General features: G+C 70.8%; 20 protein-coding genes. 6 read left to right on the forward strand and 14 right to left on the reverse strand.

Annotated features, from left to right (window positions below):
* Position 1 precedes the first annotated feature (1 nt).
* The 4 genes from DK412_RS28130 to DK412_RS28145 form a co-directional block, all read right to left on the reverse strand.
* Entirely contained in the window at positions 2–913 is a 912-nt protein-coding gene (locus tag DK412_RS28130; protein ID WP_109974669.1) for an ABC transporter permease subunit, read from the reverse strand.
* Positions 910–2004, reverse strand: coding sequence for an ABC transporter ATP-binding protein (locus DK412_RS28135; RefSeq protein WP_109974670.1), 1095 nt, complete (start codon positions 2002–2004; stop codon positions 910–912). The genes DK412_RS28130 and DK412_RS28135 overlap by 4 nt, the downstream gene beginning before the upstream one ends.
* A gap of 433 nt (positions 2005–2437) precedes the next feature.
* Positions 2438–4000, reverse strand: a complete 1563-nt coding sequence (locus DK412_RS28140; protein WP_109974671.1) for a DHA2 family efflux MFS transporter permease subunit — start codon at positions 3998–4000, stop codon at positions 2438–2440.
* 256 nt (positions 4001–4256) lie between these two features.
* A complete protein-coding gene (locus DK412_RS28145; RefSeq protein WP_109974672.1) occupies positions 4257–5504 on the reverse strand; it encodes an HlyD family secretion protein in 1248 nt (415 codons plus the stop codon).
* Positions 5505–5682: 178 nt separating this feature from the next.
* On the opposite strand from DK412_RS28145, the gene DK412_RS28150 reads away from it, so the two are divergent.
* On the forward strand, positions 5683–6309 hold the full coding sequence (locus DK412_RS28150; protein ID WP_109974673.1) for a TetR/AcrR family transcriptional regulator: 627 nt from the start codon (positions 5683–5685) through the stop codon (positions 6307–6309).
* On the opposite strand, the gene DK412_RS28155 is transcribed toward DK412_RS28150, so the two are convergent.
* Together DK412_RS28155 and DK412_RS28160 are read right to left on the reverse strand one after the other, a co-directional pair.
* Positions 6288–7259, reverse strand: coding sequence for an NAD-dependent epimerase/dehydratase family protein (locus DK412_RS28155; protein WP_109974674.1), 972 nt, complete (start codon positions 7257–7259; stop codon positions 6288–6290). The genes DK412_RS28150 and DK412_RS28155 overlap by 22 nt on opposite strands.
* Positions 7260–7297: 38 nt before the next feature.
* Positions 7298–7753, reverse strand: coding sequence for an Lrp/AsnC family transcriptional regulator (locus DK412_RS28160; RefSeq protein WP_109974675.1), 456 nt, complete (start codon positions 7751–7753; stop codon positions 7298–7300).
* A gap of 84 nt (positions 7754–7837) precedes the next feature.
* Here DK412_RS28160 and DK412_RS28165 point away from each other — a divergent pair, with 84 nt between their 5' ends.
* Both DK412_RS28165 and DK412_RS28170 read left to right on the forward strand, forming a co-directional pair.
* On the forward strand, positions 7838–8905 hold the full coding sequence (locus DK412_RS28165; protein WP_109974676.1) for a pyridoxal-phosphate dependent enzyme: 1068 nt from the start codon (positions 7838–7840) through the stop codon (positions 8903–8905).
* Positions 8902–10095, forward strand: coding sequence for a M20 aminoacylase family protein (locus DK412_RS28170; RefSeq protein ID WP_162596325.1), 1194 nt, complete (start codon positions 8902–8904; stop codon positions 10093–10095). Before DK412_RS28165 ends, DK412_RS28170 begins: the two co-directional genes overlap by 4 nt.
* 239 nt (positions 10096–10334) lie before the next feature.
* Here the strand turns inward: DK412_RS28170 and DK412_RS28180 are convergent, their stop codons facing one another.
* Both DK412_RS28180 and DK412_RS28185 read right to left on the reverse strand, forming a co-directional pair.
* On the reverse strand, positions 10335–10571 hold the full coding sequence (locus tag DK412_RS28180) for a hypothetical protein (RefSeq protein ID WP_109974678.1): 237 nt from the start codon (positions 10569–10571) through the stop codon (positions 10335–10337).
* A gap of 297 nt (positions 10572–10868) precedes the next feature.
* Positions 10869–11648: a quinoprotein dehydrogenase-associated SoxYZ-like carrier gene (locus DK412_RS28185; RefSeq protein ID WP_109974679.1), complete on the reverse strand. Its 780-nt coding sequence runs from the start codon at positions 11646–11648 to the stop codon at positions 10869–10871.
* Between the two features lie 250 nt (positions 11649–11898).
* On the opposite strand from DK412_RS28185, the gene folP reads away from it, so the two are divergent.
* From folP to folK, 3 genes are read left to right on the forward strand one after another with little or no spacing between them, the layout of a single operon-like run.
* Positions 11899–12684 (forward strand): dihydropteroate synthase, encoded by a 786-nt coding sequence (folP, locus tag DK412_RS28190; protein ID WP_109975546.1) that lies wholly within the window; start codon positions 11899–11901, stop codon positions 12682–12684.
* Between the two features lie 5 nt (positions 12685–12689).
* Positions 12690–13055, forward strand: coding sequence for a dihydroneopterin aldolase (gene folB, locus DK412_RS28195; protein ID WP_109974680.1), 366 nt, complete (start codon positions 12690–12692; stop codon positions 13053–13055).
* The gene (folK, locus tag DK412_RS28200) at positions 13048–13533 is read left to right on the forward strand and encodes a 2-amino-4-hydroxy-6-hydroxymethyldihydropteridine diphosphokinase (protein WP_109974681.1); all 486 of its coding nucleotides are present in this window, start codon (positions 13048–13050) and stop codon (positions 13531–13533) included. Before folB ends, folK begins: the two co-directional genes overlap by 8 nt.
* A gap of 175 nt (positions 13534–13708) precedes the next feature.
* Here the strand turns inward: folK and DK412_RS28205 are convergent, their stop codons facing one another.
* From DK412_RS28205 to DK412_RS28230, 6 genes are all read right to left on the reverse strand, one after another.
* Positions 13709–14425: an SDR family oxidoreductase gene (locus DK412_RS28205; protein ID WP_109974682.1), complete on the reverse strand. Its 717-nt coding sequence runs from the start codon at positions 14423–14425 to the stop codon at positions 13709–13711.
* A gap of 52 nt (positions 14426–14477) precedes the next feature.
* Positions 14478–15011 (reverse strand): PQQ-dependent catabolism-associated CXXCW motif protein, encoded by a 534-nt coding sequence (locus DK412_RS28210; protein WP_109974683.1) that lies wholly within the window; start codon positions 15009–15011, stop codon positions 14478–14480.
* On the reverse strand, positions 15008–15877 hold the full coding sequence (gene xoxJ, locus DK412_RS28215; protein ID WP_109974684.1) for a rare earth element methanol dehydrogenase accessory protein XoxJ: 870 nt from the start codon (positions 15875–15877) through the stop codon (positions 15008–15010). The genes DK412_RS28210 and xoxJ overlap by 4 nt, the downstream gene beginning before the upstream one ends.
* Positions 15877–16488 carry a c-type cytochrome, methanol metabolism-related gene (locus DK412_RS28220; protein WP_109974685.1) on the reverse strand — a complete coding sequence of 204 codons (612 nt, stop codon included), beginning with the start codon at positions 16486–16488 and terminating at the stop codon, positions 15877–15879. Before DK412_RS28220 ends, xoxJ begins: the two co-directional genes overlap by 1 nt.
* A gap of 154 nt (positions 16489–16642) precedes the next feature.
* Positions 16643–18445, reverse strand: coding sequence for a lanthanide-dependent methanol dehydrogenase XoxF5 (gene xoxF5 / locus DK412_RS28225; protein WP_109975547.1), 1803 nt, complete (start codon positions 18443–18445; stop codon positions 16643–16645).
* A 426-nt stretch (positions 18446–18871) separates the two neighbouring features.
* Positions 18872–19768 carry a quinoprotein relay system zinc metallohydrolase 2 gene (locus DK412_RS28230; protein WP_245571996.1) on the reverse strand — a complete coding sequence of 299 codons (897 nt, stop codon included), beginning with the start codon at positions 19766–19768 and terminating at the stop codon, positions 18872–18874.
* Positions 19769–19792: the final 24 nt, after the last annotated feature.

Raw genomic sequence — 19792 nt, forward strand, 5'->3', positions numbered from 1 at the left:
CTCAGGGGCGCTCCAGGCGGCGCGATTCGGCCTCGCGGAACAGCACCACCGGGCCCGCCACGATCACGAGCAGCACCACCGCGACCGCGGAGGCGAGCGGCCAGTCGCGGTTGGAGAAGAACTCGCTCCACAGGACCCGCCCGAGCATCAGGGTGTCGGGCCCGCCGAGCAGGTCCGGGATGATGAACTCGCCGGTGATCGGGATGAAGCACAGGAGCGCGCCGGCGACGAGGCCGGGCCACGACAGCGGCAGGGTCACGGTGCGGAAGGCGGCGAGCCGGCTCGCTCCGAGGTCGCGGGCGGCCTCGATCAGCCCGCGGTCGAGGCGCTCCAGCACCGCGTAGAGCGGCAGCACCATGAACGGCAGGTAGGCGTAGACCACCCCGATCATCACCGCCGCCGGGGTGTTGAGGATCTCGACGGGTTTGGCGATCAGCCCGAGCGCCAGCAGCGCCTGGTTGAGCAGCCCATCACTTTTGAGGATTGCGATCCAGGCATAGACCCGGATCAGGAAACTCGTCCAGAACGGGATCACCATCAGGGCGACGAGGAGCGGCTGCCAGGCCTTCGGCGCCCGGGCCATGGCGTAGGCGATCGGATAGCCGACGAGGATCAGCAGCGCGGTCGCGGAGAGCGCCACGACGAGCGAGGTCAGGCCCGCCTCGAGGTAGAGCGGGTCGGCGATCAGCGTGCGGTAGTTCTCGAAGTCGAGGGCGGCGAGCACGTCGGACCAACCGGCGAGGCCCATGTCCCAGGCGAGCACCGGCGTGTAGGGCGGCAAGGCCGTCGCCGGGTCCGACAGGCTGATCTTCACCACCACCAGGAACGGCAGGCCGAAGAAGGCGAGGAGCCAGAGGAGCGGAACCGCCGGCAGGCGTAGGCGCCGCAGGGCCTCGCGCAGGCGCGTCCTCATGCGGCATCCGCCGGCAGCAGCGAGGCGGCCTCGGGCGCGAAGGTGAGATGCACCGGAGCGCCGACGGCCGGCCCGACGCCGGGAGGCCCGGAGGCGCGTAAGCTCCGCCCGTCGGCGAGGCCGACCCGGTAGAGAACCTTCTCGCCGAGATAGGTCGCGTCGAGGAGCGTGCCGGCCAATCCCTCGCTCCCGAGGGTCAGCCGCTCGGGCCGCAGGGCGAGCAGGCCGGGAGCTCCCGCCGGCCCGGCACCGTGGTGGTCGAAGGCGATCAAGGGGCCGAGCGGCGTGTCGAGCCCGCGCAGGGCCCCGGCCCCGCCCTCCCCGAGCCGGCCCTCGATCAGGTTCACGTCGCCGAGGAGGCCGGCGACGTAGCGGGTGGCCGGACGCTCGTAGAGCGCGGCCGCCGGCCCGACCTGGACCAGCCGGCCCGCCGCCATCACGCCGATGCGGTCGGCGAGCACCATCGCCTCGGCGGGGTCGTGGGTGACGACCACGAAGGTGGTGCCGAGCCGGCGCTGGAGCGCCCGCAGCTCGGCTTGCGTCTCCTCCCGCAGGGCGCGGTCGAGGGCGCCGAGCGGCTCGTCGAGGAGCAGCACCCGGGGGCGCTTGGCGAGCGCCCGGGCGAGCGCCACCCGCTGGCGCTGGCCGCCGGAGAGCTGGTCGGGCCGCCGGACGGCCAGGGGGTCGAGCTGGACGAGCCGCAGCATCTCGGCGACCCGGGCGGCGATCTCGGACTTGGGCAAGCCCTCCCGCTCCAGCCCGTAGGCGATGTTCCCCGCCACGTTCCGGTGCGGAAACAGGGCGTAGGATTGGAACATCATGTTGACCGGCCGGCGGTGCGGCGGCACCCCGGCGAGGTCCTGCCCGTCGAGCAGGATGCGTCCGGCGCTCGGCTCCTCGAAGCCGGCGGTCATGCGCAGCAGCGTGGACTTGCCGCAGCCCGAGGGCCCGAGCAGGCAGAACACCGCCCCGGGATCGAGGTCGAGGTCGACGCCGTCGACGGCGAGGTGGTCGCCGAAGCGCTTCGACACCCCCTCGAAGCGGAGGCGGCCGGTGGCGGGCGGGGTCGTGGAGAGGGAAGGCGTCGTCACGGCGTCCGGGCGGCGCGGGCGGGCGGGAACCCGACATCTAGCGCGGGAGGGCCGGGTCCGGGAAGGGCCGGCGCGCGGGCGCGTCTCGCGCGAGCGGGCGGCCTGATTTCGCCGGCGGGAAACAGCTTGACCGTGATAACGGTAACTTTGGTGCCCTCGATCCTTCAGACCAAGGTCGGGTGCCGTAGCAGCTTGCGAGGTATAGAAGGGCGTGTATTGATGAGGGTGACACGCGTCGATGCCGTTCACTGCGTCCAAGGACCTGAACGGCGTCCGCATCTCCTCCCGAGACGTGTCGCAGACTTGGCGTCTCTCTCCGTGTCGGGGAGGGACGCCTTTGTTTGTGATGGTTGCAGCGCGCGAGCGTGGCTCGGCGCGACGGTGCGCGGGGCGTCTCCCGCGCTCCGCATCGCTCCCTCGGGCGGCTTTGTCCTCAGTGCGCGTCCGCCCCCGCCCCGCCCGGGCGCGGCCGGCGGATCATCGGCGTGGCGCAGGCCATCAGGACGAACAGCACCGTCAGGATCAGGAACACGTCGGAGAAGCTCATCAGGAGCCCCTGCATCCGCACGGTGTTCATCATCGCCTTCAGCGCCATGGCGTCCGGGTTGCCGGCGAGCCCGGCAAAGCCCTTGGCCATGCTGTCGAGGCGCTCCAGCACCATCGGGTTGGTCCAGGTGAAGCGCTCGTGCAGGCGGGCGAGGTGCAGGTCCCAGCGGTCGTTGAGCGCGGTGTTGATCAGCGCGAGACCCACCGCGCCGCCGAGGTTGCGGGTGAGATTGTAGAGGCCGGACGCGTTCTTCATCCGGGCCGGCGGCAGGGTGCCGAGCGCGATGTTGTTGATCGGGATCATGCACAGCATCAGCGAGCAGCCGCGCAGGACCTGCGGCAGCAGGAGCTCGTAGAAATCCCAGTCCTTGGTGATGCCGGTGACGATCCAGGTGCCGGCGGCAAACCCCGTGAACCCGATCGCCATCATGATCCGCGGGTCGACCTTGCCCGAGAGGCGCCCGGCGATCGGGGCGGTGGCGAACATGCAGAGCCCGGAGACGAACATCGTCTCGCCGATCTGGAGCGCCGAGTAGCCGCGCACCCGGCCGAGATAGACGGGATAGAGGTAGGTCAGGCCGTAGAGGCCGATGCCCATGACGAAGCTGAACAAGCAGCCGGCGGCGAAGTTGCGGTCGGAGAAGGCACGCAGGTCCACGATCGGCTGCTCGGCGGTGAGCGCGCGCCAGAAGAAGCCGACGCAGGCCACGCCGCACACGATCGCGGCGAGGAAGATCGCCTCCTCCTGGAACCAGTCGTGGGTCGGGCCCTCCTCCAGCACGTATTCGAGGCAGCCGAGGAACGCCGCCATCAGGGCGAGGCCGGTCCAGTCGAAGCGCTTGAGCAGGTCGAGGTTCGGCTTGTCGAAATCGACCAGGAAGTAGGTCGAGACCGTGACGAAGATGCCCGGCACGATGTTGACGAGGAAGAGCCAGTGCCAGTTGAACAGGTCGGTGAGGTAGCCGCCGACCGTCGGGCCGATGGTGGGGGCGAGCGTCGCCACGAGGCCGATCATCGGCGAGACGATGCTGCGCTTCGAGGCCGGGAAGATGGTGAAGGCCGAGGCGAACACCGTCGGGATCATGCCGCCGCCGATGAAGCCTTGGGCGGCGCGCCAGACGATCATCTCGCCGATCGACGACGAGGTGGCGCACATCAGGCTCATCAGGGTGAAGCCGCCGGCCGAGATCACGAACATCCAGCGGGTCGAGAGCACCCGCGACAGGGTGCCGGACAGCGGGATCGAGATCACCTCGGCGATGAGGTAGCTCGTCTGGACCCACGGGATCTCGTCGGCGGAGGCCGAGAGGCCCGCCTGGATCTCGGCGAGCGAGGCCGAGACGATCTGGATGTCCAGGATCGCCATGAACATCCCGAACACCATGCAGACGAACGCCACCATCCGGCGGCGGTCGATCGGTGCGTCGGCGGGCGCGGGGGTCGCGGCCATGGTGGGGGTGCCTGCGTGAGGGAGAGTCGTTGAGTTCCAGACGACGTCGCCGCTCCACAGGGTCATCCCGGGGCCGCGAAGCGGAGCCCGGGATCCAGAACCGCTGATGGTTCAGGATGGAGCGGGACGCTCGTCGCCATTTTTCTGCACCACCTGCGTTTCTGGATTCCGGGCTCTCGCCTGCGGCGAGCCCCGGAATGACGCGGAGGGTGTCAATTCTGTCGAGCGGACCCGATGGCCGAGGATCGTCCCCGCCTCAGCGTCCCGCGGTCCGCACCGAGGCCGGAGCGGCCTGCTCCGACACCGCCTGATGCGGCTCGATCGGCGCCGGCGGCTTGGTCTCGTCGAGGCCGCGGGTGTCGACCCGCACCACCACCGAGAGGCCGGGTCGCAAGAGGCCCTCGCGGGCGACCGCCTCCGGCACCCGCACCCGCACGGGGAGGCGCTGGACGATCTTGGTGAAGTTGCCGGTGGCGTTGTCCGGCGGCAGCAGGCTGAACACCGAGCCGGAGGCCGGCGACAGGCTCTCGACCGTGCCGACGATGTCGCGGTCCGGCCAGGCATCGACCCGGATATGGACCGGCTGGCCGACCCGGACCCGGCCGAGCTGGGTCTCCTTGAAGTTGGCGTCGACCCGGGCGCTCTGGAGCGGCACCAGGGCGGCGATGCGCGAGCCCGGCGCCACGTAGGCCCCGGCCTCCGTCGCCTTGTTGCCGATCACCCCGTCGAAGGGCGCGCGCAGGACCGTGAAGGACAGGTCGCGCTTGGCCCGGTCGACCGCGGTGCGCAGCTCGGCGGCCAGGTTCTCGGCCTCCTTGGTCTGCGCCTCGAGCACCGCGACGTTGGCCTGGAGCGCGATCAGGTTGGCCTCGGCGCCCTTCACGGTGGCGTCCGAGCGGTCGCGGTCGGCGCGCGACTGCTCCAGGCGCGCCTTGGCGGCGAACTCGGATTGCGCGAGGAGCTGCTGGCGCTGGTAATCGGCCGCGGCGCGGACCTGGTCGGCCTTGGCGGCGTCGATCTGGGCCCGGCCCTGGAGCACCTGGGCGCGGGCGGCCTCGGCCTGACGGGCGATGCGGGCGATGGTGCTGCCTTGCGTCGCCAGCTTGTCCTCGGCGGCCTTCAGCGCCAGGCGGTAATCGCCGTCCTCGATCCGCGCGATGACGTCGCCGGCCTTGACCGCCTGGCCGTTCACCACCGGCACCGCCTCGAGGTAGCCCGAGACCTTGGCGGCGAGCGTCGAGATGTCGGCCTGGACGTAGGCGTCGTCGGTCGAGACGAAGAAGCGGCCGGTCGTCCACCATTCGTGGCCGGCAGAGGCGCCGTAGGCCCCGCCGCCGAGGAGGAGCGCGGCGAGGATCAGCCGGCGCAAGGGGCGCTTGCGCGTCGTTGGCGGCGCCGCGGCCGGAGCCGGTGCCGCCGGCACGGAAGCCGCCGCCGGAGGCGCCACCTTGGGAGCTGCCTCGCCGGCGGGCCGGCCCTGCGCGTAATCGTCTCGAAACGCCATCGTCGTCCACCCGTCGCCGCCATCATCCGTGCGAATCGGTTGACGGCTCTCGAACGGTCACGATACTACTTTGACCGAACCGTTCGGTCAATCGACGGTGTGTGCGCTGCGGCACACCGGTTGAACCGGGACGGCCGCACACCCACAATGGCGAAAGCCCCCTCCCACGGCCCCGATCATGAGCGACGCCCCCCTCAGCCACGCCGACACCGACAAGCGCCGCCAGATCCTGGACGGGGCCCGCGAGGTGTTTCTCGCCAGCGGCTTCGACGGCGCCAGCATGGGGGCGATCGCCAAGGCGGCCGGCGTCTCGAAGGGCACGCTCTACGTGTATTTCGAGAGCAAGGAGGCGCTGTTCGAGGCGCTGACGATCGAGGAGAAGCGGACGCTCGCCGAGAACATCTGCCGCCTCGATCACGACGACCCCGACGTCGCAGCCGTGCTGCGCCGCCTCGGCACCAGCCTGATGGAGGAGATGGTGCGGCCGGACCACATCGCCTCGGTCCGGATGGTGATCGGCGCGGCGGAAAAGTTCCCGCGCTTCGGCCGGGCCTACTACGAGGCCGGGCCGCTGCTCGGCCGGGCGCGGCTGCGCGCCTATCTCGACGCCCAGGTCGCCGCCGGCCGCCTGCGCCCGATGGATTCCGACCTCGCTGCGCGGCACTTCTTCGACCTCTGCGCCGCCACCACGATGCGCCGGCTGCTCTTCTCGGTCGGCGACCCGCCGACCGAGGCCGAGACGACCTACTGGATCGCCGAGGCGGTGCGGGTGTTTTTCGCGGCCTACGGGCCGGTGGGGCGGTAGCCCCGCTCCGCGTGCCAGGCGGCGAGGAGCCCCGCCTCCTCGTCCGCCGTTAGACCGGTGACCGGACCGCCTCCGGCCTCCAGCCAGCGCAGGGCGTCGCGGGCGGTCTCCTCCAGCGGCCGCACCGTCAGCCCCGCCGCGAGCGTCGGCGACACGTCGCGGGAGGCGTCGCCGATCGTGTCCGGCAGTGGGAGCGGCAGGGAGAACGGACCGGATTCGCGCGCCACACCGTGGCGGTCGAGGAAGGCCGGATCGACCCAGGTGACTTTGTACGACCTGCCGAGGGCGACGGCGCATCGGTCGAGGAAGCCCCGGCGCGTGCTGGCCGGCGCCACCGCGTCGAACGTGCCCGAGAGGCCGGCTCGCGTCGCGCGGACGAGCCAGCCTGCGAGGTCGCGCGCGTCGATCAACTGAACCGGATCCTCCGGGTCGGCCGGCGACAGCACCTCGCCGCCGCGGGCGAGCCGGGCGATCCAGTACGCGAACCGCCCGGTCGGATCGCCCGGGCCGGCGATCAGCCCGGCGCGGCAGATCAGGGTGTCGCGACCGAAGGCCCGCTCGCAGGCGACCTTGGCGGCGCCGTAGGGGCCGTCCTCCGCCGGCGCGAGAAGCGGCGCGGTATCGGCCCGCTGCCCCCTGGTCACGGTGTCGGCGTAGACGCTCGTGGTCGACACGAAGGTCCAGTGCCCGACGCGGCCGTCGAGCGCCGCCAGCGCCCACCGGACCTCATCGGGATTGCGGGCCACGTCCACGGCCGCGTCGAACCGCTCCCGGGCGAGCCCTGCCAGACCGTCCGGCCGGTTGCGGTCGATGGCGACGAGACGGGCACCCGCCGGGGCGACGCCCGAGAGGCCGCGCGCGGCGCAGGTCACCGTGTGGCCGAGCCCGACCGCGTGCGCGGCGATCGCCCGCCCGAGGAACTGCGTGCCGCCGAGGATCAGAATCCGCATCCGCCGCTCCCGGTCAGACCGCGATCAAATCCCGATCATCACGTGCCGATCACCTGCCGCATCGCCACCAGCGTCCGGAACGCCCGCACGTTCGGGTCGTCGTGGAACACCGCGCGGGTGAAGGCCTCGTACTCCGCCATGTCCTTCAGGCGCAGTTCCAGCACGAAATCGGCCTCGCCGGTCACGTACCACGCCGCCCGCACCTCCGCCCGCTCGCGCAAGGTCCGCACGAACGCGTCGAGGCGCTCGGAGGTCTCGCGCTCCAGCGAGACGAGCACGTGAAGGCAGAGCGGCGTCCCCAGTACTGCCGGATGCACCACCGCGACGTCGGCGACGATGACGCCCTCCTGGCGCAGCCGGCGCAGGCGCCGCAGCACCGCGCTCTCGGACAGCCCCACCCGCTCGGCCAGGATCCGCGCCGGCGTCAGATTGTCGGCCCGGACCGCTTCGAGCAGGGTACGGTCGAACCGGTCGAGAGTGACGCTTTCCGGCATGGATCGCTCGAGAACGGCGAAATTCGCCGCAAGCTAGCATGATTTCGGCGCCAACCGTCATGCGGATCCGGCACTCTTCGGGTCATGACGAACCCCGCTCCCTCCCCGCATCCCTCAGCGATCGCCGCGGCCTTGCGCGGCCTCGATCCAGCCTACGCGCCGACGCCGCTCCTCTCGCTCCCGGCCCTGGCCCAGCGGCTCGGCATCGCGCAGGTTCTGGCCAAGGACGAGGGGCGCCGGATGCTCGGCAGCTTCAAGTCGCTGGGGGGCACCTATGCGGGCCTGACCGCGCTCGCTCGCGCGGCCAAGACGAGCCTGCCCGGGCTGCTCGCCGCCCGGCCCGCCGGGCAGCCGGCCCTGGTCTGCGCCAGCGACGGCAATCATGGCCTCGCGGTCGCCGCGGCGGCGCGGTTCGCCGGGGCGCCGGCGCGGGTCTTCCTGCACGCGGGCGTGCCGCCGGCGCGGGCGCGGCGCATCGCCGACGAGGGCGCCGAGATCGTCCGGGTCGCCGGCACCTACGACGACGCGGTCGAGGCGGCGGCGGGCGCGGCCCGGGCCGGCGCGGGCCTCCTCGTCGCCGACACCACCGACGACCCCGAGGACGAGATCGTGCGCGACGTCATGGCCGGCTACGGCGTGATGGCGGCGGAGATCCGCGACCAGGCCAGGGTCCGTCCGACCCACCTCTTCGTCCAGGCCGGCGTCGGCGGCCTCGCCGCCGCGATGGCTGAGGGGCTGGCCGGCTGGTTCGCCTCCCCCGGCCTCGTGGTGGCGGTGGAGCCGGAGCAGGCGGCCTGCCTCGCGCCCGCCCTCGCCGCCGGCCGCCCGGTCCGGGTGCCGGGGGACCTCCACACCGAAGCGGAGATGCTGTCCTGCGGCGAGGCCAGCGCCCCGGCCCTCGCGGTTCTGCGCCGCCACGGCGCCCGGGTCGCGGCCGTCACCGAGGCCGAGCTGAGGCGGGCGCCCGAGATCCTCGCCGAGGCCGGCGGCCCCGCGACGACGCCCTCCGGCGCGGCCGGCCTCGCCGGCGCCCTGGCGGCCTTCGCCGATCCGGACCGGGCGGCGGAACTGCGGCTCGACCGCGACAGCCGCCTCCTCATCCTCGTCACCGAGGGCGCCCTGCCCGAGGAAGACGCGGAGGATGCGCGATGACGAGCGAGCCCACCCATTCGCAGGACCTGATCTCCTTGCAGGACTTGATCTCCCTGCAGGACTTGGTCGCCTGGCGGCGCGACCTCCACGCCCATCCCGAATTCGGCTTCGAGGAGCGGCGCACCGCCGCCTTCGTGGCGGCGAAGCTGCGGGAGTTCGGCCTCGACGAGGTCGCCGAGGGTGTCGGCGGCACCGGGATCGTCGGCACCCTCCGGCGCGGCCGAGGCCAACGATCGATCGCGCTGCGCGCCGACATGGACGCCTTGCGCATCCCCGAGCACGGCACCCATCCCCACCGCTCGCGCAACCCCGGCACCATGCATGCCTGCGGCCATGACGGCCACACGGCGATGCTGCTCGGCGCCGCTCGGATTCTCGCCACCGAGGGCGGCTTCGACGGAACGGTGCGCTTCCTGTTCCAGCCCGCCGAGGAATGGGGCCGCGGCGCCCTCGCGATGCTCGACGACGGGCTGATGGAGCGCTTCCCCTTCGAGGAGATCCACGGCCTCCACAACTTGCCGGGTCTGGGTCTGGGCCGGCTCGAGACCCGCCCCGGCCCGGTCATGTCGGCGGAGGACAATTTCGAGATCGTCCTCACCGGCGTCGGCGGCCACGCCGCCCGGCCGCATACGGGCAGCGAGGTCCTGGTCGCCGCCTGCGCCACCGTGATGAGCCTGCAGACGATCGTGTCGCGCCGCCTCGATCCGACCGAGGTCGGGGTGGTCTCGGTGACGGAGCTGATCACCGACGGCACCCGCAACGCCCTGCCGGGCCGGGCGCGCATCCTCGGCGACGCGCGCAGCTTCCGGCCCGAGGTCAGCGCCGAGATCGAGCGGCAGATGCGGGCGATCGCGGAGGGCACCGCCCGCGCCTACGGCGTGACGGCGGACGTCGCCTACACCCGCGAGTTCGTGCCGCTCCTGAACGACCCTGCCCTCACCGAGGAGGCGCTCGCCGCCGCAGCAGGCGCGCTCGGGGCGGACGCGGTCGCCGTCGCGCGGGCGCCGATGACCGGATCGGAGGATTTCGCCCGCTTCCTCGCCCACGTGCCGGGCTGCTTCGTCTTCCTAGGCAACGGCGAGGGCTCGGCACCGCTTCACAACCCGACCTACGATTTCGACGATGACGCCCTGCCCCACGGCGTCGCCTACCACGTCGCCCTGGTGCGCCGGCGCCTGCCGATCTCCTAAGAACCTCTCTTATCCCTCTACGATCTGAACGGCCCGCCGTCGCCGGCGCCAAGTTGTCGGCGGCGGCGCGGCCTCGTGGACCTGGGCGAGTGTTTCGAGCCATGTCGCAAGGGCAGCCGGGATCTCGCCGTCACCCGACGCCCACCGGCGCACCATGCGCTCGTCGCAGTCCAGAGCCTCAGCCAGGCCCCGCTGTGACCAGCGGAGCAAGGCGAGGATTTCGCGCAGGCGGTCGGTCGTCACGCCAGCAGCTTGATGAAGGCGGCGCCGGCCCCGAAGAACGCGGCGCCGGCTGCCATGCTGGCAACGACGATCTGCCACGGAGCAAGGGCGCGGTCACGCTCGAACTTGGCGGCCTCGGCACTCAATTTGCGCTGTTCGGCCGCGAACTTGTCGGTTTCGACCTGGGCGCGGCGGATGCGGGCGATCTGCTCTTCGAGGTCGAGGTTGCTGCCGGGAGAGGACGTGGCGGCCATCAGGGAAGTCCCTTGGTTCGAGCTGGGGATCTCCCTCAGCTACATCCGCAATATGCGAATCGAGCAACTGTCGTCAAGAACTCGCGAGCGTATAACTGGCCTATACAATTGATATGAAATCCGGCGACTGCATTTGAAAATGGGATAATATAATTGAATAATCTGATTCTTTGCCATAAATATCATACATTACGTCGAGCATAATTTGACATCCAGAACCGGTTGCGACGAACAGGGGCGGCTGATCCGCCTCAAGGCCATCGACGAATCCGCTCCATGCAACAGGCCCTCGGGCCGTCACGTTCCGCCGCCCGCCGGAAACGTCCGGGTGAACACCCGCCCCTCGGTGTCCTTGGCCGCCACCGTCACCGGCTCGGAATGGCCGGTGAAGGAGAAGCGGAAGGTCGGGTCCTCGCTGATCGAGATGCCGCCGGTCATCGAGAAGAGCGGCGTCTCGCCCTGGCGCACGGTGAGGGATTCGACGAACCAGGCCGGGGTGTAGAGCCGGGTCACCTGGTCCATCTGCAGGCCGGAATAGTTCGGGTGGCGGACCTGCACCTGGGCCTCGCCGCGCTCCGCGAAGGCGCGGAAGCGCATCTCGCCGAGATGGGCCTTGGCCTCGGCCGGGTCCTTGACCGCCGGCGCCGAGCAGCCGCCCGCCGCCTTGACGTAGGCCCTGGTCATGTAGAGCCCGCCCTCCTCGGTCTCGGCGATGGCGCGGACATAGGAGTAGGAATTCACCCGGATGCGGGTGGAGAGGTCGAAGCGGCGCTGTCCTTGCGCGAACCGGATCGTACCGACCACCGGCGAGGGGTTCTCGTCCACCACCAGGGTCAGGCTCTTCACCCGGCGGGGGTCGCCCTCGGGCAGCGCGATCCGCAGGGTCACCGGCACGAGGGCGGCGTCCTCGGCGCGCTTGGGCGCCTCCAGGCTCACGAGCCCGGCTCCGTCCCGGATCGGGCGCTCGCCGAGGATCGAGGGGCGCAGCTCGGTCCAGGTGGTCTCGGGCCGCTCGTCCTGCGCTGCGGCCGGCCCGGCCAGCATCGCCGCGACGCTCAAGGCCGCCAGCACTCTCATGACGTTCTCCCGGATGCGGGCCCCGACGGACCTCTCTGGTTCGACCAATGTAGAGGACGGGCGCGCCCCGCACCAGGGTAAGTCCCTGAAGGGGCGCGGTTTCGCGCCTCCTCTCGCCGGACCGTGATCGGCGGGGTGCCGTTGCGCGCCGGCGCCTGCCGGCCTATCCCGGGGCAGTCGCCTCGAGGATCCTCCGCCCGTGTCTGCACTCGCCGCCCTGCTGCCGGATCTCGGCCGCCGCACCCTGGTGATGGGCATCCTGAACGTCACGCCCGATTCGTTCTCGGATGGCGGCCGCTTCCAGGATCTCGACGCGGCGCGGGATCAATCGACCCGCCTGGTCGAGGAAGGCGCGGCGCTCCTCGACATCGGCGGGGAATCGACCCGTCCCGGCCACGTGCCGGTCTCGGCCGAGGAGGAGCAGGCCCGCGTGCTGCCGGCGATCCGGATGCTGAGCCCCGCCCTCCCCGTCCCGATCTCGATCGACACCTACAAGGCCTCGACCGCCGAGGTGGCCCTGAAAGCGGGAGCCCGCATCGTCAACGACGTCTGGGGCCTGCAGCGCGAGCCGGAGATCGCGCAGGTCGCGGCCCATCACGGCGCCCCGGTCGTCGTGATGCACAACCGCGAGACCATCGATCCGAGCCTCGACATCGTGGACGAGATGCGAGCCTTCTTCGAGCGCTCGCTCACCATCGCCCGCCGGGCCGGCATTCCCGACCACGACATCGTGCTCGATCCCGGTATCGGCTTCGGTAAGAGCTGGGAGCAGCACCTGGAGGCGCTGCGGCGCCTGCCCGAACTGAAGGCGCTCGGCTTCCCGCTCCTCGTCGGCGTATCGCGCAAGTCGGTGCTCGGGCGCATCCACAACGCCGCGACCGCGCCGGCCGAGCGGCTGTTCGGCTCGATCGCCGCCCACGTCGCCGCGGCGTCGCTCGGGGCCGACATCGTGCGGGTGCACGACGTGCGCCCCCATGTCGAGGCCTGCCAGGTGGTCGACGCGATCACCCGCCCCGCCTCCCGCGCCGGAGCCTGAACCCGGTGGACCGCATCCTGATCCACCGCCTCGCGGTGTTCGCCCGCCACGGCGTGCTGCCGGAGGAGGAGGTGCTGGGCCAGCGCTTCTACCTCTCGCTGGAGGCCGGCCTCGACCTGCGCGACGCCGGCACCCGCGACGACATCGGCGCCACGGTGAGCTACGCCGACCTCGCCGGCCTCGCCCACCGCATCGCCACCGAGCGCCGCTTCCGGCTGATCGAGGCCCTGGCCGAGACGATCGCGCAGGAAGCGCTCGCCGCCTTTCCGGCGATCGAGAGCCTGACCGTGCGGATCGACAAGCCCGGCGCGCCGGTGCCGCTGGTGCTCGACGGCGTCGCGGTCGAGATCACGAGGACGCGCCGTGACTGAGGCCTATCTCGGGCTCGGCAGCAATCTCGGCGACAAGGCCGCCATGCTCGACGCCGCGGTCGCGGCCCTCGCGGCCACGCCCGGCCTCGCGGTGACGGCCCGCTCGAGGAACTATCGCACCCCGCCCTGGGGCGACACCGACCAGGACTGGTTCCTCAACGCGGCCATCGGCATCGAGACGACGCTGTCGCCTCACGCGCTGCTGGAAACCTGCCTCTCCGCCGAGACCCACCTCGGCCGGGTGCGCGAGCGCCGCTGGGGCCCGCGGGTCATCGACATCGATGTGCTGCACTATGCCGGCGCCACGGTCTCCGACGCGCGCCTGGTGCTGCCCCACCGCTTCCTGCGCGAGCGCGCCTTCGTGCTGGTGCCGCTCGCCGAGATCGCGCCGGACCTGGTGATCGGCGGGGAGACGGTGGCGCAGGCGCTGGCGCGGCTGGATCGGAGCGGGATCGAGCCGGTGGAGGCGGGTGGCTGAGGGCGCTCGCCCGCGGCGCCGTCACGGCGACCCTCCCCCGCGCCCCATGCCGGAACCGGCGGTCCTCACGGCCTCCGCGTCATCCCGGGTTCTCGGCTGCGCCGCGCCACGGGATGACATCGAGGGTTTATGAGGACCACCGGTCCGAAGCCGCACCGCCGGTTGGGCCGCGCCCCTACACCGACCGCGTGATCCCCCCATCCACCCGCAAATTCTGCCCGGTGATGTACCCCGCGCCCTCCGAGGCCAGAAAGGAGACCACCGCCGCGATCTCGTCCTCGCGGCCGTAGCGGCCCATCGGGATGCGGTCGCGGATGCCCGGCTTCTCCGGCAGGCTGTCGATGAAGCCCGGCAGGATGTTGTTCATCCTGACGTTGTCGGCGGCGTAGCGGTCGGAGAAGAGCTTGGTGAAGGCGGCGAGTCCCGAGCGGAAGACGCCGGAGGTCGGGAAGGCCTGCTCGGGCTCGAAGGCCGCGAAGGTCGAGATGTTGATGATCGTGCCGCCGCCCTGGCGCTGCATGATCGGCGTGACGAGGCGCGTCGGCCGCACCACGTTGAGGAAGTAGACCTCCATCCCGCGGGTCCAGTCCTCGTCGGTGAGGTCGAGGAGCGGGCCCTTGGGGCCGTGGCCGGCGCTGTTGACGAGCACGTCCACCCGCCCCCAGCGCTCCATCGTCCGGTCGACGAGGCGGGCGAGATCGTCCGGCGACCGGTTCGAGCCCGTCACCCCGAGCCCGCCGAGGGATTCCGCCAGGGCCTCGCCCTTGCCCGACGACGACAGGATCGCGATCCGGAAGCCGTCCGCCGCCAGCTTGCGGGCGGCCGCGGCCCCCATGCCGCTGCCGCCGGCGGTGACGATGGCGACGCGCTCCCCGCTCGTCTCTCGGCTCATGCTGTGTCTCCCGATTCGGAAACGTCCTGCATGCCATGCCGGGGCCCCTGCGTCACGGCGCCGCCGGGCTCGCCCGCTCCAGCGGCAGGCCGGCCTCCCCCCAGCCGTCGGTCCCGTCCGGGTACCAGTGCACGTGCCGGTAGCCCAGGGCGAGCGCGCGCTTCGCGGCGTTCCACGACATCCAGCAGTTGCGCTGGCAGAACAGCACCACGGGCTTGTCGACGCTGCCTTCCGTCGCTGCCGAGAGGCCGCTGCGAAAATACTGCTCTGTCTGCGGCGCCAGTTCGCCGAAGCCGGTATTGGGCAGCCAGTGGGCGTGCGGGATGCTGTCGTGGGGCGCATCGCGCCAGATCGTACCGGGCGGCAGGGTGGTGGGCCGGGGTGGGCGCGGCAGCACGTCGATGAAGGCGGCGCCCGCCCGCCACAATCGCTCGGCCTCCGGCGTGGTGAGGGTCGTCGCACCGCGCAGGGCGGCGGGCGTCGGGCTGCGGTAATCCTCCTGGCGGTAGCCGTCGGGCTCGGGCGGCGCCGCCCGTGCCATGGTCGCGGCCAGGATCAGGATCGCGACCGCGAGCCCCCGCCTCACGGCTTCGGTTCCGCCGGCAGGAGCCGGTTCTCCTCCTCGTCGAGGAGCGGCACCGCGTAGTCGCGCAGAACAGCCTCGATCTCGGCCCGGCGCTTGCGGAGCGCGGTGTTGAGGACCCGCTTCCACTCGTTCTCGCCGTGCCGCACTCCCATGGCGATGCGGTAGGCGAGCGGCGGCCGGTCGGGCTCGCGCAGAAGCGGCACCACGTCGAGGCCGCCGGCCTGGCGAGCGAGCCAGCCGGCGGCAGGCCCCCACAAAACGGCCGCGTCGAGCTTGCCCGAGGCGACGTCGGCGACGATCTCGGCCGACACGGTCTGGTGCTTGCGCGCCGGGTCGAACTGGTAGGGCGGATAGGGCTTCATCGTCGGCACGAGGCCGAGCGTGCCCATCCGGTCGACCGGGGGCGTACCGACGATCACCCCGATCGCCTTCCCCTTGAGGCGGGCATCGTCGAGCCCGGTCAGGCCGTCGAAGCTCCCGCGCCGCGCCACCAGGACGTAGGCGGAGCGGTAATAGGGGTTGGTGTGCTGCACCAGCTCGCTGCCGAAGGCCGAGCCGATGATGACGTCGCACAGGCCGGTGCCGAGGGTGTTGCGCACGAAGCCCGGCCCCTGGGTGAGCCAGTAATAGCGCAGCTTCACCTTCAGCTCGTCGGCGACGATCGCCGCGATGCGGTTCTCGAACCCGTCGCCCGTGTTGTTGTCCTTGCGCTCGGAGGACGGGAGGCTGCCGGGATCGGCGCAGACCCGCAGCGCGTCGGGCGTGACGAGGTCCGGCAGCCCCTGCGCGCCCGCCGACCCCGCGAGGGCCGGCGCGAGGCCGGCCGCCAGGACGAAGGCCCGGAGACGATGTGCTGCGCGCGTCATCAGCCGCCCAGGCACTCCTTCTCGCCCTTGCGCGCGGCCTCCGGCTTGTCCTCCTTGTCGCCCGGCCGCACCCGGCCCATCGCGCCGGCGGCCCGCGCCTTCAGGTAGACGTAGAGGTCGTCCATGTAGCAGGTGACGTTCTTGTTGTCGCCGAAGGCCGGCATCACCTTCTGGGTCGAGGCGTTGACGTCCTGCTTGCCGCCGACGACGATGCCGACGAACTCCTCGTAGGAGAGATACTTCAGCGAGTCCTTCAGCGCCGGGGCGTAGGTCGAGCCCATGCCGTCCGGGCCGTGGCAGACGTGGCACTCGGCGTGGTAGCGACGGTAACCGGAATAGCTGTACCAATCGACCTTCTTGCCGTTGTCGGTCACGTGGAAGGTCGGGGCGCCGGCGGCGTCGAAGTACTTGCCGTCCTCCACCTTCACGGCGGCGTCCTTGGCGAGCAGCTTCTCGTCGGGCTCGGCGGTCTTGTCGTTGGGGTTGAGCTGGTTGGCCAGCGCCGGATCCGGTTTCTTGGCATCCTCAGCATGGACTGCAACCAGCGAGAGGGCTGCTAGGGCGAGGCCGGCCGCGAACGGCCGCAGAACAGCTTTGCTGAGGTCACGCAACGGACGTTTCTCCCTGACAACTTTGGGTGGCTGGCGCAGGTGCCGCGATGCCACCGTCGTCAACGTCATCTAATCATGAGAGAGCCGGCGCGGAAACCCGCGCCGGCCCGGACTTAGGTCTGAGATGCTATGGTCGCAATCGGCTGACCGACCGTCAGTTCGGCAGGGTGAAGACGGTCAGCTGGCCGCCGAGGTTGGTGTAGCTCGACAGCGCGGCGTAGCCGCCGACGGCGCCGAGGCCGGCATTCGGGTCGGTGAGACCGGCCGCCAGGCCGATGCCCGCCCAGCCGCCGACGCCCGACAGGACGGCGACCTGCTGCTTGCCCTTGTGCTGGTAGGTCATCACGTTGCCGATGATGCCCGACGGGGTCTTGAACTTGTAGAGCTCCTTGCCGGTCTTGGAATCGACCGCCTTCAGGTAACCCTCCAGCGTGCCGTAGAACACCACGTCGCCGGCGGTGGCGAGAGCGCCCGACCACACCGAGAACTGCTCCGGCACCGACCACTTGATCTTGCCGGCCACGTTGTCCCAGGCGATAAAGTTGCCCATGCCGCCGTGGCTGTTGGGCGCCGGGTACATCGACAGGGTCGCACCGACATAGGGCTGGCCCGGGGTGTAGCTCACCCGGAACGGCTCGTAATCCATGCAGACATGGTTGGTCGGCACGTAGAACAGGTTGGTCTTGGGCGAGTAGGCCGCCGGCTGCTGGTCCTTGGAGCCGAGCGCCGCCGGGCAGATGCCCTTCGAGTTGGTATCCTCGCCGTTCTGGTCGGTCGAGTACTTGGCGACGACGAGCGGACGGCCGTAGGTCTTGGACGACTTGTCCATGTCGACCTTGGTGGCCCAGTTCACCGCCGGATCGTACTTCTCGGCGACGAGCAGCTCGCCGGTGGCACGGTCGAGGGTGTAGCCGTAGCCGTTGCGGTCGAAGTGGGTCAGGAGCGGCCGCTCCTTGTCGCCGATCTTCTGATCCGTGAGGATCATTTCGTTGATGCCGTCATAATCCCACTCGTCGTGGGGGGTCATCTGGTAGACCCATTTCGCCACGCCGGTATCGGCATCGCGGGCGAAGATCGTCATCGACCACTTGTTGTCGCCCGGGCGCTGCTTCGGGTTCCAGGTCGAGGGGTTGCCGGTGCCGTAATAGACGAGGTTCAGCTTCGGATCGTAGGAGTACCAGCCCCAGGTCGAGGCGCCGCCGGTCTTCCACTGGTCGCCTTCCCAGGTCTTGATCGACGAGTCCTTGCCGACCGGCTTGCCGAGCTCGGTGGTTTTTTCCGGGTCGATCTTCATCTCGGCGTCGGGGCCGACATTGTAGGCGCGCCAGGCCTGCTTGCCATTCTTGAGGTCGTAGGCGGTGATGTGGCCGCGGATGCCGTACTCGGCGCCCGAGATGCCGACGATCAGCTTGTCCTTCACCGGCATCACGGTGGCGGTGTTGGTCTCGCCGACCTTCGGGTCGCCGTTCTGCACCGACCAGTTCACCTTGCCGCTCTTGGCGTCGAGCGAGACGATGGTGGTGTCGGCCTGGTGCAGGAAGATCGCGCCATCGGCGTAGGCCAGGCCACGGTTGACCGTGTCGCAGCACATCACCGGGATGACGTTGGGATCCTGCTTCGGCTCGTACTTCCAGAGGATCTTGCCCTCGTTGTTCAGGTCGAGCGCGTAGACGATGTTCGGGAACGGGGTGTGGACGTACATCACGTCGCCGACGACCAGCGGCGAGCCCTCGTGGCCGCGCAGCACGCCGGTCGAGAAGGTCCAGGCCACCTGCAGCTTGTTGACGTTGCCGGTGTTGATCTGGTCGAGCTTGGAATAGCGCGTGTTGGCGTAGTCGACGGTCTGAAGAACCTGCTCGGCCGGATTGGCCGAACGCTTCAGGACGTCTTCGTTGGCCAGTGCCGGGACGGCACCGAGGATGCCCGCGCTCACCGCAAGGAGATGGACCGCTCTCATGGATTCCTCCGACAGGTGCATTCCGCCGCGCGCCCCGAGACGGGACGCATCGAACCGTTCCTGTTGTTTGCGTTTGGGGATGTCGTTGGCCTCGGCAGCGTGTCACAACCGGCCGCCAGCGGGGCTGACGTGAAGGCGCCCGGGCGGGCCTTGCCGTGTCTGCGAACCGAACACCGCCTTCCCCTGGCGGCACCGTTGAAACCGAAGCTTGAAGGAACTCTAAGAGAAATTGGGACGCCGTCAACACACCTGCCTGCGGCAGGGCGCCCCTGACCGGCGTCGAAATCGATAACTAAGGTATACATCGCCTTGTATGCTGCAAAGCAGCATCGAGATTGTGCTGCGCAACATCAACCGATCGTGCGCGAATTCATTGGTCGACGAACGGGTTTGCCTCCGGCCGCGGGCGTAACCGTAAGTCGCCGGTCATTCCCACTCCAATTCCTGGTAGGAGGTGGTGGCGTTCCGGGCGTTGAAATCGTCGAACAAGGCCCACTCCCCCGCCTCGTCCCGAGCCGCCCGGCCGGCCTCGCCGATCGGCGTTCCGTCCCGCACCATCGCCCGCACCTGGCTCTCGAGATCCGCGAGGTAGCGGTCGATCGGTCCGGCGGCAGCCGGCCACGGAACGGCGGCGGGGCCGTGGCCCGGCACCACCCGGGCGGCGGGGCGGGCCTTGAGGGCGCGCAGGGTGGCGATCCAGCCGGTGAGCCGTCCGTCGAGGGCCGGCACGTGGCCGACGAACAGGAGGTCGCCGAGGAACCAGGTGTCGGTGCCCTCGTCGCGCACCGTGAGGTCGCTGTTGGTGTGGGCGGTCGGACAGGCTTCGAGGCGCAGCACCCGCCCGCCGAGGTCGAGGTCGAGGGAGGTCGAGACCAGGAGGGTCGGCGGCACGATCCGGGTGCCGGCAAAGCCGGCGCCGACGAGGCCGGCATTGGCCCGCAGGTAGTCGCTTGCCCGCGCGCTCAGGGCCTCCGGCAAGGCATGATGGCCGACGAAAGTCGCGCCCTCCTCCGCGAAGGCGGCGTTGCCCAGCACGTGGTCGGGATGGACGTGAGTGTTGATCACGTAGCGCACCGGCAGGGCGGTCCGCTGCCGGAGCGCCGCGCGCAGGCGCTGCCCCGCCCGCAGGCTGCCGCCGGTGTCGATCACCGCCACCGCCTCGCGCCCGATGACGAAGCCGACATTGGCGATGGCGCCGTCATTGTCCCGTCCGGCCAGCGCGTAGGGCGCGGCGTAGACGAAGGCTCCGGGGGCGACCTCCTGCATCGGCAGCGGCGTCACTGCCGGCTCCGGCTCGGCCCGGACGGGCGCCCCCGGGACCACGAGCGCCTGGACAACGAGCAGGAA

The organism is Methylobacterium sp. 17Sr1-1 (assembly GCF_003173775.1).
Classification (GTDB): Bacteria; Pseudomonadota; Alphaproteobacteria; order Rhizobiales; family Beijerinckiaceae; genus Methylobacterium.

Excerpts from the sequence above, each read along its gene's own strand:
- DK412_RS28130 (WP_109974669.1), bottom strand. The coding sequence starts at position 913 with ATGAGGACGCGCCTGCGCGAGGCCCTGCGGCGCCTACGCCTGCCGGCG.
- DK412_RS28140 (WP_109974671.1), bottom strand. The coding sequence starts at position 4,000 with ATGGCCGCGACCCCCGCGCCCGCCGACGCACCGATCGACCGCCGCCGG.
- DK412_RS28145 (WP_109974672.1), bottom strand. The coding sequence starts at position 5,504 with ATGGCGTTTCGAGACGATTACGCGCAGGGCCGGCCCGCCGGCGAGGCA.
- DK412_RS28150 (WP_109974673.1), top strand. The coding sequence starts at position 5,683 with ATGAGCGACGCCCCCCTCAGCCACGCCGACACCGACAAGCGCCGCCAG.
- DK412_RS28155 (WP_109974674.1), bottom strand. The coding sequence starts at position 7,259 with ATGCGGATTCTGATCCTCGGCGGCACGCAGTTCCTCGGGCGGGCGATC.
- DK412_RS28160 (WP_109974675.1), bottom strand. The coding sequence starts at position 7,753 with ATGCCGGAAAGCGTCACTCTCGACCGGTTCGACCGTACCCTGCTCGAA.
- DK412_RS28165 (WP_109974676.1), top strand. The coding sequence starts at position 7,838 with ATGACGAACCCCGCTCCCTCCCCGCATCCCTCAGCGATCGCCGCGGCC.
- DK412_RS28170 (WP_162596325.1), top strand. The coding sequence starts at position 8,902 with ATGACGAGCGAGCCCACCCATTCGCAGGACCTGATCTCCTTGCAGGAC.
- DK412_RS28180 (WP_109974678.1), bottom strand. The coding sequence starts at position 10,571 with ATGGCCGCCACGTCCTCTCCCGGCAGCAACCTCGACCTCGAAGAGCAG.
- DK412_RS28185 (WP_109974679.1), bottom strand. The coding sequence starts at position 11,648 with ATGAGAGTGCTGGCGGCCTTGAGCGTCGCGGCGATGCTGGCCGGGCCG.
- folP (WP_109975546.1), top strand. The coding sequence starts at position 11,899 with ATGGGCATCCTGAACGTCACGCCCGATTCGTTCTCGGATGGCGGCCGC.
- DK412_RS28205 (WP_109974682.1), bottom strand. The coding sequence starts at position 14,425 with ATGAGCCGAGAGACGAGCGGGGAGCGCGTCGCCATCGTCACCGCCGGC.
- xoxJ (WP_109974684.1), bottom strand. The coding sequence starts at position 15,877 with ATGACGCGCGCAGCACATCGTCTCCGGGCCTTCGTCCTGGCGGCCGGC.
- xoxF5 (WP_109975547.1), bottom strand. The coding sequence starts at position 18,445 with ATGAGAGCGGTCCATCTCCTTGCGGTGAGCGCGGGCATCCTCGGTGCC.